The organism is Frondihabitans sp. 762G35 (assembly GCF_002074055.1).
Lineage (GTDB): Bacteria > Actinomycetota > Actinomycetes > Actinomycetales > Microbacteriaceae > Frondihabitans.
In genome coordinates, this window is the sequence record NZ_CP014619.1 from 2,613,812 (window position 1) to 2,628,222 (window position 14,411).

The following is a 14,411-nucleotide window of genomic DNA, read 5'->3' on the forward strand; positions in this document are numbered from 1 at the left end:
TCGCGAAGGGCAGGAGTCGCCTGCCGAGCGGCTACGCGGAGTCGCCGGGCCGCGAAGACGTGCCGAGCTGACGGAGCAGCTCGATGAGCTCGGCGCGCTGCGCCTGCGTGAGCGGCTCCAGCTGCTTCTCCTCGTGTCCGACGAGAGCGATCATGGCGCGATCGACGAGCTCGCGCCCCTGCTCCGTCATCGAGACGAGGACACCTCGGCCGTCGACGGGGTTGGGGTGGCGCTCGATGAGCGCGCGCTCGCTGAGCAGGTCGAGCCGGTTGCTCAGCGTGCCGCTGGTCACCATGGTCGCCTTGACCAGCTGGGCCGGACTCAGCTGGAACGGCTCGCCCGCTCGCCGGAGGGCTGCGAGGACGTCGAACTCCCAGATGGCGAGGTCGGCGCTCTTGAACGCCTCGGCGCGGAGCGTGTTCAGGCGGTGGGCGACCCGGCGAAGCCGCGACATGACGTCGAGCGGCGAGAAATCGATCTCGGGAAGCTGACCGGCCCACGCGTCGATAAGCAGATCGACTTCGTCGACTTCCCTCACAGGTACCTCCTCGGCATGTCCCCGAGAGTAGCCCAGGTCGCCGGAGGTCGCCCGTGAGCGGCCGTGTCGTCGTCGGCTGGAACGGCTCTCCCCCGCCGCCGACGCCGACCGCGACTGGGCGGTCGAGTGGACGCGAAAGACCGACCGCGCACCAGTCGCCGTCCTCTGCGCAGAGAGGAACACCGACGTCGACTGCCTCGAGGGGCGCCCCGGGAGGCGCCCTGCCCGCATCCGGCTGACCGAACCCCGACTCGACCTCGACGGCGAGGTCGTCCACCGCGGCGCGGACCGCCACCACGGGACCGACACGCGCTGGCGCCGGGCCTTCGACAGGATGATCGTGGTCGGCTCGATCGTTCCGGCCCTGCTCTGGGGCGTCGCATTCGCGAACATCGTGCGCGGTGTCCCCCTCGACGTGCACCACACCTACACCGGCGGCTTCTTCGATCTGCTCAACCCGTACGCGCTCCTCGGGGGTGTCACGACGCTCCTGCTCTTCCTCACGCACGGCGCGGTCTTCCTGACCGTGACGACCGAGGGCGAGGTCCGGAGCAGGGCGCGCCGACTCGCCCTCTGGAGCGGGGCCGCGACGATCGTCGCCGCGGCGTCCTTCCTCCTCTGGACGGGCCTCGTCCACGGCAACCCCGTCTACTGGCTGCTGGCCGCCGCGGCCGCCGTCCTCCTGATCGGCTCCGTGCTCGCGAACCTGTTCGGGTTCGAACGCCGCGCCTTCGCCCTTACGGCTCTCACGGTCCTGTTCGCCGTCGCGAGTCTCTTCGCCGCCCTGGCGCCGGACGTGATGCCGGCGAGCAACGACCCGGCGAACAGCCTCACGATCGCCAACGCCTCCAGCACTCCCTACACGCTCACCGCGATGAGCTGGACCTCCCCGTCGTCCTCGCCTACCAGGCGTGGACGTACTGGGTGTTCCGCAAGCGGATCGGCCGCGCGGCCATCACGGGCGTTCCGGACGGCGGCGACGGCGACGGCACCGGCGGCGCCAGCACCGGCGGCGCCTCCTCGCCGCGTCAGCGGAAGATCTCGCGAGCCTCCCGCGCGGCGTAGAAGACGATCACGAGACCCGCGACGGGGTCGGCCCACCACCATCCCAGCGCGAGGTCGAGGGCGACCCCGAGCAGGACGGCCGCCGCGAGCAGCGCGTCGATCCGCGTGACCCGGCCCTCGGTCAGGAGGACCCGGTTGCCGAGGGCGCGACCCGTCGACGTCTTGAGGACCGACAGCACCAGCATCACGACCGCGGTGAGGCCCGTCCACACCAGGGCGGGCCACGACGGCGTCGCCCGGTGCCCCGTCGCGAGCGCGAACCCGGATTGCACCAGCAGGTACGCCGCCAGGAGCACGAACGCGACGCCGATCAGCCGCAGCGCGCGCTCCTGCCGAGCCGCTCCGCTTCCGGACAGCTCCCAGAGCACCACGGTCGACGCGCCGATCTCGATCAGGCTGTCCAACCCGAAGCCGGCCAGGGCGACCGACGACGTGGTCAGCGCCAGGACGGCCAGCACGCCGACGCCGACCACGTTCCATGCGAGCGTGACGCCCTCGAGCACGACCCCGCGGCGGAGCAGCAGACGGTGGTCGGAGGGGCTGCCTGCGGAACGGGTCACGACACGAGTGTGCCCCACGGGGCGCCGCCGGCGTCGTCACGCACGCTCGCGCTCAGGCGCGCCCGTTCGTGCTCAGGCGCGCGCGGAGGGCACGACGAGAATCGGCCGCTCCTGGTGGTGCGCCAGGTGCGTCGCGACGGACCCGGTGAAGAACGCGTGCATCCCGGAGCGGAAGGAGGTGTCGCTCGTGCCGACGACGAGCAGTGCAGCATCGCGCCGCTTCGCGAGATCGGCCAGGGCCTCCGGCACCCCGCCCGCCAGGAGATGCGCCTCGGCGGCGACCCCCGTCGTCTCGGAGGCCCAGCGGGCCCGCTCCGTGACATGGGCGAGCAGGATGCCCGACCCCTCGTCCTCGCCGTCGGGGTCGACCGGGGCCGACACGACCCGCCCGCTCTCGTCGACGTCGACCGTGTAGCGCGACTCGTCCACGATGGCCACCAGCAGGGCGGCGTCCTCCCGGGCTCGCGCCGCAAGGGGCTTCCGCCCCGCCGACCCGCGTCAGGCCTGCGGCACCCGCACCGTCAGTGCGCCCGGCTCGATCCAGGTCGTGAAGCCGGTGGCCTGCCCGAAGCCGTCGCCGTCGATCTCGATGTCCTCGGGGTCGCGGAGGGTCGCCTCCATCTTCGCGACCTTGCGGTAGCGGATGGACTCGACCTCCTTCGTCGCCAGGCGCTCGCCCCGGGGCAGGCGACGGACGATGCCGTTCTCCCAGAACACCTTCACGAGCACCTCGATCCAGCCGCGGAGGCCGTCCGGACGCATGAGGAGGACGTCGAAGACGCCGTCGTCGATGGCGGCGTCCGGCAGCAGGACGATATTGGCGGGCAGCGCCCCGCAGTTGCCCACGATCACGGTGTGCGCGCGGATCGACTTCATCTCGCCGTCGTCGAAGCGGTAGCGGAAGCGGAGCTGGTTCTTGTCGCGGAGGGTCTCGACGATCGCCTTGACGTAGGCCAGCCAGCCGACGCGCTTCTTCAGGTCGTCGTCGGTGTTGGCGAGCATCTTCGCGTCGATGCCGAGCCCGGCCATGACGACGAACGAGTGCTTCGACGTCTCGCCGTCCTCGCGCGAGATCTCGATGCGGCCCAGGTCGATCGCCCGGTCGTCGCCGGAGAAGGCGACGTGGAGGGAGTTGTCGAGGTCGTCGAGGGTGAGCTTGAGGTTCCGCGCGAGCAGGTTGCCGGTCCCCGACGGCAGGAGCCCCAGCGACGCGTCGCTCTCCGCCACGACCTCCGCGACCGCGCGCACGGTGCCGTCGCCGCCCGCGGCGATCACCATGTCGACGCCCGTGTCGAGCGCCTTCTGCGCAGCGCCCTGGCCCGGGTCCTCCTTCGAGGTCTCGAACCACGACGTCTCGAGCCAGCCCGCCTCCTGCTCGGCCTTCGCGACGGCCGCGCGGACCTTCTCGAGGTCGATCTTGATCGGGTTGTAGACGACCGCGGCTCGGCGGGTCGGTGTTGCGGTGGTGTCGGTCATCGAGTTCCTTTGCGTCCCAGGCTGCGAACACTATCGGCTCCGGCGCGCCCGCGAACGTTCAGCCGTGCGGCGCCCGCGTCACGCGCGCTTTCCGGATACCAGCCGGTACCCGATCCCGATCGCGACGACGAGGACCCCGCCGACGATCGACGCCGGGGGCAGGGCGATGACGAGGACCGCGCATCCTGCGATGCCCGCGATCGGGAGCACCCTCGGATACCGCCGATCGCGCGGCCCCTGCGTCAGGGCCGACGCGTTGGCGACGAGGTAGTAGAGGAGCACGCCGAACGACGAGAAGCCGATCGCGCCGCGGAGGTCGACCGTGAGCACCAGCACCGACGCGGCGACGGCCACGGCGATCTCGGCGTGGTGCGGGACCCGGTGCACGGGGTGGACCGGACCGAGCCAGCCGGGGAGGTCACGGTTCCTGGCCATCGCGAGGGTCGTCCGGGAGACGCCCGCGAGGAGGGCGAGCAGGGCACCGAGGGCGGCGAGCGCGGCGCCCGCGCGGACGATCGGGGCGAGCGCTGCGAAGCGACCGGCGGCCACGGCGTCGACGAGGGGCGTGGCCGTGTGAGCGATGCCGTCGGCGCCGACGACGACCAGCAGCACGACGCCGACCACCCCGTAGACGACCACCGTGATCGCGAGCGCCAGCAGGATCGCGCGCGGGATCGTCCGGCGGGGGTCGATCACCTCCTCGCCGAGCGTCGCGACACGCGCATAGCCGGCGAACGCGAAGAAGAGGAATCCGGCGGCTTGCAGGATGCCCGGGACCGATCCCGCAGCGGACGACCCGCCCGCCCCGCCCGCGCCCCACCCCCGGTGCTGACCCGCGAGCGCGGCGACGACCGCCACGCCGAGGACGACCAGCACCACGACCACGATCACGCGGGTGAGCCTCGCGGTGCGGGTGATGCCGAACCAGTTGAGCGCCGCCATCGAGAGGAGGGCGAGCACCGCGACGGGCTTCTGCCACGCGGCGGGGACGAGCGCCGCGGCGACGGTGAGCGCCATGGCGGCGCAGCTCGCGGTCTTCCCGATCACGAAGCTCCAGCCGGCGACGAAGCCCGGCCACTCCCCGAGGCGCTCCCGCCCGTACACGTACGTCCCGCCGGACGTCGGGTAGCGGGCCGCGAGCTGCGCGGACGACGTGGCATTGCAGTAGGCGACGAAGGCGGCGACGACGAGACCGACGAGCAGGAGCGGACCGGCGGCGCGGGCGGCGGGGGTGAAAGCCGCGAAGACACCGGCTCCGATCATGGAGCCGAGGCCGATCGCGGTGGCGTCGCCGAGGGTCAGTCGGCGCGCGAGGAGCCCTCCGCGCGTGGTCACGGCGCGCACTCTACCGACACCGGGTTGCGCGTCGGGGATAGGGTGAGGCGCTCCCGGCGCACCGCTCGGGGTCACACAACGACGAAAGGTACGGCTCATGAGCATCGGCGGAGGCATCTTCCTCATCGTGGTCGGCGCCATCCTGGCGTTCGCGGTCAACTTCACCGTGGCCGGGGTCGACATCCACCTCATCGGCTACATCCTCATGGCCGCCGGAGTCCTGGGGCTCATCCTCGGCATCGCGCTCCTGGCGCGTCGCCGCAGCGTCACCTCCACCTCCCGCACCGGCATCGACCCCGTCTCCGGCGAGCGCGTCACCCGTCGCTCCACGGAGGGCGACGGCCCGGTCCTCTGACCGGCCCGGACGACAGCGGCGTGGACGACACCGCACCCGCTGCGGGCGGCGCCCGACCCGAGCTCCCCGTCACTCTCGCCGGGCGGTACCGCCTCGAGGAGGTCCTCGGGTCGGGCGGCATGTCGACCGTGTACCGGGGCGTGGACGAGACGCTGGGCAGGCGCGTCGCCGTCAAGGTCCTCTCGGCCGGATCCACCGACCCGACCACACCCCAGCGCGAACGCTCCGAGATCCGCCTGCTCGCGTCGCTCGCTCACGCGGGACTGGTCACCCTCTACGACGCCGACACGGCCCGCTTCGGCGATTCCGACCGGACCTACCTCGTGATGGAGCTGGTCGACGGGCCGAGCCTCGGTGAGCGGCTGCGGGGCGGCGCCCTCTCGGAAGCCGACGCGCGGCTCCTGCTGACCGATCTCGCGGAGGCGCTGGCGTTCGTGCACGCGCGCGGCATCGTCCACCGCGACATCAAGCCCGCGAACGTCCTGCTCGCGCCGTCGGGGCGACCCGGGCGGCCGTTCTCCGCGCGGCTTGCCGACTTCGGGATCGCCTCCCTCCTCGACTCGACGCGGATCACGCAGACGGGAACCGTCGTCGGGACGGCCGCCTACCTCAGCCCGGAGCAGGCCGCCGGTCGACCGGCCGGGACCGCCTCCGACATCTACGCGACGGGGCTCGTGCTGATCGAGTCCCTGACGGGCGAACGGGTCTTCCCGGGAACGCTCGTCGAGACCCTCGGGGCGCGGCTGGCGCGCGATCCCGAGGTACCGGGACACCTGGGTTACCGGTGGAAGTCGCTGCTCGGCGCCATGACGCTGCGCGATCCGGAGGCTCGTCCCACGGCCGTCGAGGTGCTCGACCGGCTCCAGGGCCTCGAGCGCGACGGCGCCGGGGCGACGGCGGCGCTCACCCTCCCGGGCCTCCCCGCTGAGGCCCCCTCGGACGCGACCGCGGCGACGCGCGCGCTCCCGGACGACGGCCTCGCCGAGACGCGACGCCTCCCTGCCTCTCCGGCTCCCGTCGTCCCGAAGTCCCGCCGACGCCGGCGACCGCTCGTCTGGCTCGCGGTCGTCGGAGCCGTCGCGGCCGTCGCCCTGGTGGTCGGGACGTCGATGGCCCTGCAGGATGCCGGGCGCGAGGCCGCACCGGCACCCTCGCCCTCGCGCTCGGCGTCGACGGCCCCCGTGGCGACGACCCCCGCGTCGACCGCGCCGTCTCCCGAGACCGTGGGGACGACTCCTGCGCCCTCGACGCCGGTGCCCTCCACGCCCGTCGCTCCGACCGTGGGCGGCGGGGACACCCCGGGGACGGGCCCGGCACCCGGGACCGGCGCCGGGAACGGCCCGGGTAACGGCAACGGCAAGGGTCCCGGGAACGGCAAGGGCAACGGCAACGGCAACGGCAAGAACAAGTAGACCGCGCATCGTGCCGAATCTCGACGGTGTGAGGGTTCGAGCGACGCATCGCGGCTATCGGCCGACCTCCGGCTGACGCTTCGGATAATCTTGGCGGGTTCTTGGCTCCTGACCGTTGGGATCGTCCCTCATGACCACTTCGACGACTTCCCGCGCGTCCGGGAGGCGCTTCCGCGACAAATTCGTCGTCGAGGAGCGCCACCTCCCCCGGGCGACCCGCCGCCGCCTCTTCGCCACCGCGGCCGCCCTCATCCTGCTCGGCGCCGTTTTCTTCACCGGGCTGCTCGTCGGCGTCCTGACGCACACCGGGTTCGAGCGGTTCGACCGCCCCGTCGAGCTGTGGTTCAACGAGCAGCGCTCCGGCGGCATGACCGGGGTGATGGCGTTCCTCGCCGTCGTCTTCGGGCCGGTGGGGATGCCGATCATCGTGCTCGTCGTCACGGTCGTCTGGCTGGTCGCGGCGAAGCACGCCTGGCGCCCGCTCGTCCTCGCGGTCGGCATGGCCACCGGCGTCGTCCTCGCGCAGGTCCTCGCCCCGATCGTCCGGCACCCGCGCCCGCCGATCGGACTGATGCTCGTGGGTCCCGACCACTCGTTCTCGTTCCCGTCCGGGCACGTGCTCGGCGTCTGCGACTTCTTCCTGATCACGGCGTTCCTCCTCGCCAGCCGCGTCCAGAGCCGCCGCTTCGCGATCGGCGCCTTCGTCGTCGCGATCGCGATGATCCTGATCCAGATGGCCAGCCGCCTCTACCTCGGCTACCACTGGATCAGCGACACCACCGCCTCCCTGACGCTCTCGATGATGATCCTCGGGGTCGTCATCGCGGTCGACACGGCGCGCACCACCCTCGAGCCCGGCGAACCCGTCACGGGTCCGCACTCGCAACCGCAACAGGACGGAACCTGATGACCGCCGACGTACGACAGGCCGCCGGCCGAGCCGGGAACAGCCGAGCCCTCACCGTCCTCGCCCGCGCGGGTTTCGCCGCCAGCGGGATCGTGCACCTCCTGCTCGGTGCCGTCTCGATCGGCGTGGCGTTCCACCGCGCCGGCGAGACCGACCAGTCCGGTGCCCTCTCGCAGCTCACGAAGGTCCCCGGCGGCACGTTCCTCCTCTGGTTCACCGTCGTCGCGTTCGCGGCGCTCGGCCTCTGGCTCCTGATCCAGGCGCTCCTCGGGGTCGGCTCGTCGTCGAAGAAGCGCTGGGTCAGGAGCCTCGTCTCGGCCGGCAAGGCCCTGGCCTATCTCGCGCTGGCCGCGACGGCGCTGTCGTTCGCACGCGGTGCCGGCAGGTCGGGCGACTCGAAGGGGTCGTCGACGAAGGCCAGCGCCGACATCCTCGCCCTCCCCGGCGGCCAGGTGCTCCTCACGATCGTCGGCCTGGCCGCGGCCGGCATCGGTGTCTACCTGATCGCGAAGGGCGTCCGGCAGAAGTTCCGCGAGGACATCGCGATCCCGTCCGGGCCGGCAGAGCGCCCCGTCGTCGTCCTGGGAGTCGTCGGCTACGTCGCGAAGGGCATCGCCATCGTCGTCGTCGGGATCCTCTTCGTGGTGGCGGCCGTCACGACCGACGCCGCGAAGGGCTCGGGGCTCGACGGTGCGCTCAAGTCGCTCGCGACGCTGCCGTTCGGGCAGGCCATCCTGACCGCCGTCGGCATCGGGCTCATCGCCTACGGCGTCTACAGCTTCGCCCGCGCGCGCCTGGCCCGCCTCTAGCGCGCGACCGCGTTCGAAAGCTCTCACGGAGCGTCCCGGAAGACCGGAAACCCCAGGTCAGGGCAGCCTATCCAAGCTAGCGGAGCACCCATTCCGGTGTCACAGTTGCTCCCATGACCGTTTCCGCAGAGATCCCGCAGACCCACAAGGGCGAGGCGCACGCCTCCAACCTGTCCGGGCGCCTGAACTGGCTGCGCGCCGGCGTGCTCGGTGCGAACGACGGCATCGTCTCCGTCGCCGCCATCGTGGTCGGTGTCGCAGGCGCCTCCACCAACTCCGGAGCCATCGCCACGGCAGGCGCCGCGGGTCTCGTCGGCGGGGCGATCTCCATGGCCCTCGGCGAGTACGTCTCCGTCTCCAGCCAGAGCGACAGCCAGAAGGCCCTCATCGAGAAGGAGCGCCGCGAGCTCGCCGAAGATCCCGAGGCCGAGCTCGAGGAGCTGACGCAGCTCTACGAGGCCCGCGGCCTCTCGCGCGAGACGGCCGCCACGGTGGCCGCGGAGCTCACGCAGAAGGACGCCCTCGGGGCCCACCTCGCGATGGAGCTCAACATCGACGAGGACGACGTCGTGAGCCCCTGGCACGCCGCCGGAGCCTCGGCCCTCGCCTTCACCCTCGGCGCCGTGCTGCCCCTACTCGCGATCCTCCTGCCGCCCGCGTCCATGCGCGTCCCCGTCACGTTCGCCGTCGTGCTGATCGCGCTCGCCCTCACCGGCGCCCTCGGCGCCCGGATCGGCGGGGGCTCCATCGCCCGCGCGACAGTGCGCGTCGTCATCGGCGGTGCCGTCGCCCTGGCGGCCACATTCCTCATCGGTATGCTGCTCCACACCAGCGGGGCGGTCGCCTGAGCCGGCTGATCGAGCGCTCCAGGAGGCATGATGGCCAGCATCCTCGTCGTCGAGGACGACCCCGAGATGGGAACCCTGCTCCAGCGCGGTCTCACGGGTGAGGGTCACGACGTGACCCTGGTCGCGAACGGGATCGACGCCCTGATCGCCACCGGGTCGAAGGACTTCGACGCGGCCGCCATCGACGTCATGCTGCCCGAGATGAGCGGTTTCGAGATCTGCCGCCGCCTCCGCCAGATGGGCAGGATGATGCCCGTCATCCTCGTGACGGCGCGCGACGCCGTCGACGACCGCATCTTCGGCCTCGACTCGGGCGCGGACGACTACCTCATCAAGCCGTTCGCGATCGCGGAGCTCAACGCCCGCATCCGCGCCCAGCTCCGCCGCCAGGCGTCGGGAGCCAGCACGATCGTCGAGGCGGGGGTCATCCGTCTCGACACCCTCACCGTCCGGGCGCAGGCACGGGGCCGCGACTTCCCGCTCAGCGTCAAGGAGTTCTCGCTCCTGCGCTTCCTCATCCAGGGCGCACCCGACACGCAGTCGCGCACCGACATCCTGCGCGAGGTGTGGGGGTCGGCCGAGAACTTCGACCCGACCATCGTCGACCAGTACGTCAGCTACGTCCGCAAAAAATTGGGCGCCGTCTCCGCCGACGTCTCCATCGTCACCGTGCGAGGTGTGGGCTACCGCCTGGAGATCGCGGCTGGAGCCTCGGGGGGCTCTCCCGCGTGAAGCGGCTCCGCTCGCTGTCGATCCAGGCCCGCATCACCCTCGGGAGTCTCGTCGTGGGCGCCGTGGTCCTCGTCACGGTCGCTCTCATCCTGCACTTCCAGATCCGCGCCGTGACGATGCGCTCGGAGGAGACGCTCGCCAGCAGCGACCTGGCGCCGTTCGCGACCGACCTGATGAAGAATCCCGACGAGCATCCCGATCCCCCGTCCTCCGGGGTCCTGGTGGCCCTGCGCACGGCCGACGGCGAGACCCTGATCGACACGTTCCCCGAGGCCCTCCGCGAGCGGATCGGCGATCTCGCCCCGGCCGACACGACGTTCCGCGCGGCGGCCGAGGGCACGACCTTCACGATCGTCGGCAAGACGGTCGCCACCCCCGACGGCAGAGCCGGGGTCTGGGCGGCCCGGAGCAACGCCGCCGGCGATCTCACGATCCTGGCGGTCGACCGCTCCCTCGTGATCGGCACCCTCCTCGCCCTCCTCGCCTTCTCCGGCGCCGCGTGGCTCCTGGCCCGCCTCGCCCTCCGACCCGTGACGCGGATGCGACGCACCGCGGAAGACCTCAGCCGGGGCACCAGCGAGGGCGACCTCCCCGTCGGCGGATCCGGCGACGAGCTCGACGCCCTCGCCTCCACGCTGAACGCGTTCATCCGGCGTCTCCGCGACAGCGCGGCGCACGAGCGGCGGATGGTCTCCGACGCGAGCCACGAGCTGCGGACACCGCTCGCCGTCCTCACCAGCCGCCTGGAGCTGGCGCACCGCTCTTTCGGCGACGCGCCGGCCCTCGAGCGCGAGCTGCTCGCGGCCGAGACGTCCGTGGCGCGGCTGACGCAGCTCGCGGCGACGCTGCTCGAACTGTCGCGGCTCGACGAAGCCGACCCCGATGCTCCTGCGACCGAGCGCACCCCGGCCGCCGACCTCGTGACCGAGTTCTACAGCGCCGTCGACCGGGGGCGCAGCGCCGCCGGATCCGCGGTGGGCGTCGACTACGACATCGAGCTGCTCGCCGTCGTCCCCGCCGTCTACGCGCTGACGCCGGCCGCCTTCGGCCGCGTCGTCGACAATCTCGTCATCAACGCCGTGACCTTCAGCCCGGAGAGCAGTGTCGTCCGCCTCGACCTCCGGCAGACGCCCGACGGCGCCCTCAGGCTCACCGTCGCCGACGAGGGCCCCGGCCTCCCCGAGTCCTTCCTGCCGATCGCGTTCGATCGCTTCTCGCGGGCGGACGAGTCGCGGAGACGCGTGCGCGGCGGCAGCGGCCTGGGCCTCGCGCTCGTGCGAGCCATCGCCGAGCGGGCGGGCGGCGTCGCCACGATCCGGAATCGCGAAGACGGGCCCGGAGCCGCGGCCCTCGTCGTCCTGCCCCGCGTCTGACCCTCGGCCCGGCACGCCGTCCCGGCCCGGCCCGGTCGCCTCCGCCCGACGCGGCCACCTCCGCGCGTGTGAGCCTTCGAACCGGATGTGAGCATTCGAGTCGTCCTCGAGTCGTGGGCATAGGAATCCCATAGGTGATCCACTCAGTCTGGGGATCGATACCGGACGAGAGGCACAACCCGATGACACACACGACAGAGACGGTGCGCACGGCGCCCGTGCTGCGCAGTGCTCCGGCGGAGTCCCTCCAGAGCGCCGCCCGCCGTCGACGGCGCGATCGTCGACGCCGCGAGGCCACCGTCGACGGCCTCGGCATCCTCTGCTGGCTCTCCGCGGCCGTCGCCGTCGCCCTCTACCTCGCCTCCCCCGGATCCCACACGATCGCGGGAGTCTCCGGCTGGGTCACCGCCGTCGGCATCGTCGCCGGGCTCGTCGCCACCGACCTCGTGCTCGTGATGCTCGTGCTGGCGGCGCGCGTCCCCCTCGTCGACCGGGTCTTCGGGACCGACTGCGCGATCGCCGTGCACCGCTCGCTGGGCAAGCCCGTCCTCTACCTCCTGCTCGCCCACGGACTCCTGCTCACCATCGGCTACGGGCTCGCCGACCGGACGAATCCCGTCGGCGAGACGATCACGCTGTTCACGACCGTCTCCGACATGCCGCTCGCCTACCTCGCCCTCGGGCTCTTCCTCGTCGTCGTGGTGACGTCTCTCGTCTCCATCCGGCGGAAGTTCCCCTACGAGCTCTGGCACCTCGTCCACCTCGCCAGCTACGGCGCGGTCCTCGTCGCCGTGCCGCACCAGCTCAGCGTGGGCACCGTCATGGTCTCGGGCACCTGGCAGCGCGTCTACTGGATCGCGCTCTACGTCCTCGCCCTGGGTCTCATCGCCGTCTACCGGTTCCTGCTGCCCCTCGTCGTGACGTTCCGGCACCGGATCCGCGTGCTCGACATCGAGGAGATCGCCCCGGGCGTCGTCTCCATCCACCTCTCGGGGCGCGACCTGGACCGCCTCGGGGTGCAGGGCGGCCAGTACGGCGTCTGGCGCTTCTGGACGTTCCGGACCTGGTGGCACGCCCACCCGGTGTCCTTCTCGGCCGTCCCCGGGCAGGACCGCGCCCGCATCACCGTGCGCGATCTCGGCGCAGGATCCGCGCGGCTGGGCCGGATCCGCCGCGGCGCCTTCGTCTCCCTCGAGGGACCGTACGGCCTGTTCACGGCGAAGGCCCGCACCGCCCGCTATCTCGCGCTCGTCGCCTCCGGCATCGGGATCACCCCCGTGCGCTCCCTGCTCGAGGACGCCGACCTCCGACCGGGCGAGGCCACGATCCTCCTGCGCGGCTCCGACGACGTGCAGCGCTACCTCTGGAACGAGGTCGCGGAACTCGGCAGGAGCACCGGTTCCACCGTCTACGCGATGGTCGGCCCGCGCGCCCGCACCGCCGAGACCTGGCTGTCCGAGGAATCGTACCAGCGGCGCGTGACGCTGACCTCGGCCTTCCCGCACCTCCTGCAGTCCGACCTCTACGTCTGCGGCCCGCAGGCGTGGTCGGACCTCGTGGTCCGCGACGCGCGCCTCGCGGGCATCCCGGAGCACCAGATCCACCAGGAGAGGTTCGACTCGTGAGATTCCGCATCGTCGCCGGAGGCGTCGTGTCGTCCGCCGCCGTCCTCGTCGTCGGCTGGCACCTGGGCTCCGAGCAGGTGCTCGCGTCGCAGGTCCCCCTGACCGCACCGCTCACTCCGGCCACGACTCCTGCGACCAGCCCCGCGACGACGCCGTCGGCCTCTCCGAGCCCGTCCGCGTCGGCGCAGGCGACGCCGTCCGCGACGCCGTCGGCAGGAGCCGCGGCGCCCGCTCCGTCCGCCACTCCGGCGCCCGCCCCGACCAAGGCCACCGTCAGCGGGACCTTCCAGGGCGGCACGGCCCAGACGCAGTTCGGGCCCGTGCAGGTCGAGATCGTCGTGTCGAACAGCACGATCACCGACGTGAAGGCGCTGCAGCTGACGAACATGGGCGGCCGGAGCGTGCAGATCAGCAACTACGCGGCACCGCTCCTCCGGACGGAGGCGCTGAGCGCCCAGTCGGCGAACATCCAGTCGATCTCGGGCGCCACCTACACCAGCATGGGTTACCAGCAGTCGCTCCAGTCCGCCATCGACGCGGCGCACCTGTGACGGTCCACGTCTTCGAGACGATGGGCACGGTCGCGAGTCTCCGGATCGACGAGGGCACGGTGCCCGACAGCGCGATCGCTCGGATCGAGGCCGTGTTCGGCGAGTACGACCGGACATTCAGCCTCTACGACGCGGCGTCACCGCTGAGCCGGGTGGCACGGGGGGAGTCGACGCTGGCGGACGCCGGGCCGGGCATCCTGCGGGCCTACGAGGTCGCGATCGACTGGCGGAACAGGACCGCAGGAGCCTTCACGCCCCACCGTCCCGACGGCGTCGTCGATCTCTCCGGCGTCGTCAAGGCGTTCGCCATCCGCGACGCCGGGGCCGTCCTCGACGAGCACTCCGACTCCTGGCTGCTCACCGTCGGCGGCGACGTGCTCGCGCGCGGGGACGTCCGCCCCGCACCCTGGCGGGTCGGCGTCGTCGACCCCGACGACCGGGAACGCGTGGCCGCTCTCGTCACCCTCGGGAGCGGCCGCCGGGCCGTCGCCACCTCCGGGACCGCGGAGCGCGGCGAGCACATCTGGACCCGGGGCGAGGACGCGCCCTTCGTCCAGGCCACCGTCGCGGCGGCGGACATCGTGACCGCCGACGTCCTGGCCACGGCCGTCATGGCCGGCTCGCACGCCGACCTCGATCGCATCACCTCGGAGTGGGACGTGGACGTGCTGGCCTTCGACGGAACCGGTGGCGGACGAGCGACTCCCGGTGCCAGGGCCTGGCTCGAGAACTCCGCCTGAGCGACCCTTGGACCGACCCGCATGTACTGGTATTCTCGTGCGCAGCACTCCTCATATCGGATGACCCCTCGAGAAAGCCGCAACC

Annotated in this window: 15 protein-coding genes and 1 pseudogene; 11 read left to right on the forward strand and 5 right to left on the reverse strand. The window is 72.2% G+C overall.

Going from position 1 to position 14,411, the window contains the following annotated elements:
- Positions 1-31: 31 nt before the first annotated feature.
- Positions 32-538, reverse strand: coding sequence for a MarR family winged helix-turn-helix transcriptional regulator (locus AS850_RS12340; protein ID WP_236940709.1), 507 nt, complete (start codon positions 536-538; stop codon positions 32-34).
- 334 nt (positions 539-872) lie between these two features.
- Here AS850_RS12340 and AS850_RS12345 point away from each other — a divergent pair.
- Positions 873-1,367: pseudogene (locus AS850_RS12345) on the forward strand (cytochrome d ubiquinol oxidase subunit II); the annotation flags it as partial.
- A 199-nt stretch (positions 1,368-1,566) separates the two neighbouring features.
- Here the strand turns inward: AS850_RS12345 and AS850_RS12350 are convergent.
- The 4 genes from AS850_RS12350 to AS850_RS12365 all read right to left on the reverse strand — a co-directional run bounded on the left by AS850_RS12350 (position 1,567) and on the right by AS850_RS12365 (position 4,902).
- Positions 1,567-2,163, reverse strand: a complete 597-nt coding sequence (locus AS850_RS12350; RefSeq protein WP_119869399.1) for a cation transporter — start codon at positions 2,161-2,163, stop codon at positions 1,567-1,569.
- Between the two features lie 72 nt (positions 2,164-2,235).
- Positions 2,236-2,601 (reverse strand): universal stress protein, encoded by a 366-nt coding sequence (locus tag AS850_RS12355; protein ID WP_164088449.1) that lies wholly within the window; start codon positions 2,599-2,601, stop codon positions 2,236-2,238.
- Between the two features lie 60 nt (positions 2,602-2,661).
- Positions 2,662-3,639, reverse strand: coding sequence for a diacylglycerol/lipid kinase family protein (locus tag AS850_RS12360; RefSeq protein WP_119869401.1), 978 nt, complete (start codon positions 3,637-3,639; stop codon positions 2,662-2,664).
- Positions 3,640-3,717: 78 nt separating this feature from the next.
- Complete coding sequence (locus tag AS850_RS12365) at positions 3,718-4,902, reverse strand: APC family permease (protein ID WP_236940932.1); 1,185 nt, start codon at positions 4,900-4,902, stop codon at positions 3,718-3,720.
- 169 nt (positions 4,903-5,071) lie between these two features.
- Here AS850_RS12365 and AS850_RS12370 point away from each other — a divergent pair, with 169 nt between their 5' ends.
- From AS850_RS12370 to AS850_RS12415, 10 genes are all read left to right on the forward strand, one after another.
- Positions 5,072-5,329: a DUF6458 family protein gene (locus AS850_RS12370; RefSeq protein WP_119869402.1), complete on the forward strand. Its 258-nt coding sequence runs from the start codon at positions 5,072-5,074 to the stop codon at positions 5,327-5,329.
- Between the two features lie 20 nt (positions 5,330-5,349).
- Entirely contained in the window at positions 5,350-6,741 is a 1,392-nt protein-coding gene (locus tag AS850_RS12375; protein WP_236940710.1) for a serine/threonine-protein kinase, read from the forward strand.
- Positions 6,742-6,871: 130 nt separating this feature from the next.
- The gene (locus AS850_RS12380; protein ID WP_119870296.1) at positions 6,872-7,648 is read left to right on the forward strand and encodes a phosphatase PAP2 family protein; all 777 of its coding nucleotides are present in this window, start codon (positions 6,872-6,874) and stop codon (positions 7,646-7,648) included.
- Entirely contained in the window at positions 7,648-8,457 is an 810-nt protein-coding gene (locus AS850_RS12385) for a DUF1206 domain-containing protein (RefSeq protein ID WP_119869403.1), read from the forward strand. The genes AS850_RS12380 and AS850_RS12385 overlap by 1 nt, the downstream gene beginning before the upstream one ends.
- 113 nt (positions 8,458-8,570) lie before the next feature.
- Complete coding sequence (locus tag AS850_RS12390; RefSeq protein ID WP_119869404.1) at positions 8,571-9,305, forward strand: VIT1/CCC1 transporter family protein; 735 nt, start codon at positions 8,571-8,573, stop codon at positions 9,303-9,305.
- A 30-nt stretch (positions 9,306-9,335) separates the two neighbouring features.
- On the forward strand, positions 9,336-10,037 hold the full coding sequence (locus AS850_RS12395) for a response regulator transcription factor (RefSeq protein WP_119870297.1): 702 nt from the start codon (positions 9,336-9,338) through the stop codon (positions 10,035-10,037).
- Positions 10,034-11,410, forward strand: coding sequence for a sensor histidine kinase (locus AS850_RS12400; RefSeq protein ID WP_119869405.1), 1,377 nt, complete (start codon positions 10,034-10,036; stop codon positions 11,408-11,410). The genes AS850_RS12395 and AS850_RS12400 overlap by 4 nt, the downstream gene beginning before the upstream one ends.
- Before the next feature lie 182 nt (positions 11,411-11,592).
- Positions 11,593-13,035, forward strand: a complete 1,443-nt coding sequence (locus AS850_RS12405; protein WP_119869406.1) for a ferredoxin reductase family protein — start codon at positions 11,593-11,595, stop codon at positions 13,033-13,035.
- Complete coding sequence (locus tag AS850_RS12410) at positions 13,032-13,586, forward strand: FMN-binding protein (RefSeq protein WP_236940711.1); 555 nt, start codon at positions 13,032-13,034, stop codon at positions 13,584-13,586. Before AS850_RS12405 ends, AS850_RS12410 begins: the two co-directional genes overlap by 4 nt.
- Complete coding sequence (locus AS850_RS12415) at positions 13,583-14,326, forward strand: FAD:protein FMN transferase (RefSeq protein ID WP_236940712.1); 744 nt, start codon at positions 13,583-13,585, stop codon at positions 14,324-14,326. The genes AS850_RS12410 and AS850_RS12415 overlap by 4 nt, the downstream gene beginning before the upstream one ends.
- Positions 14,327-14,411 lie beyond the last annotated feature (85 nt).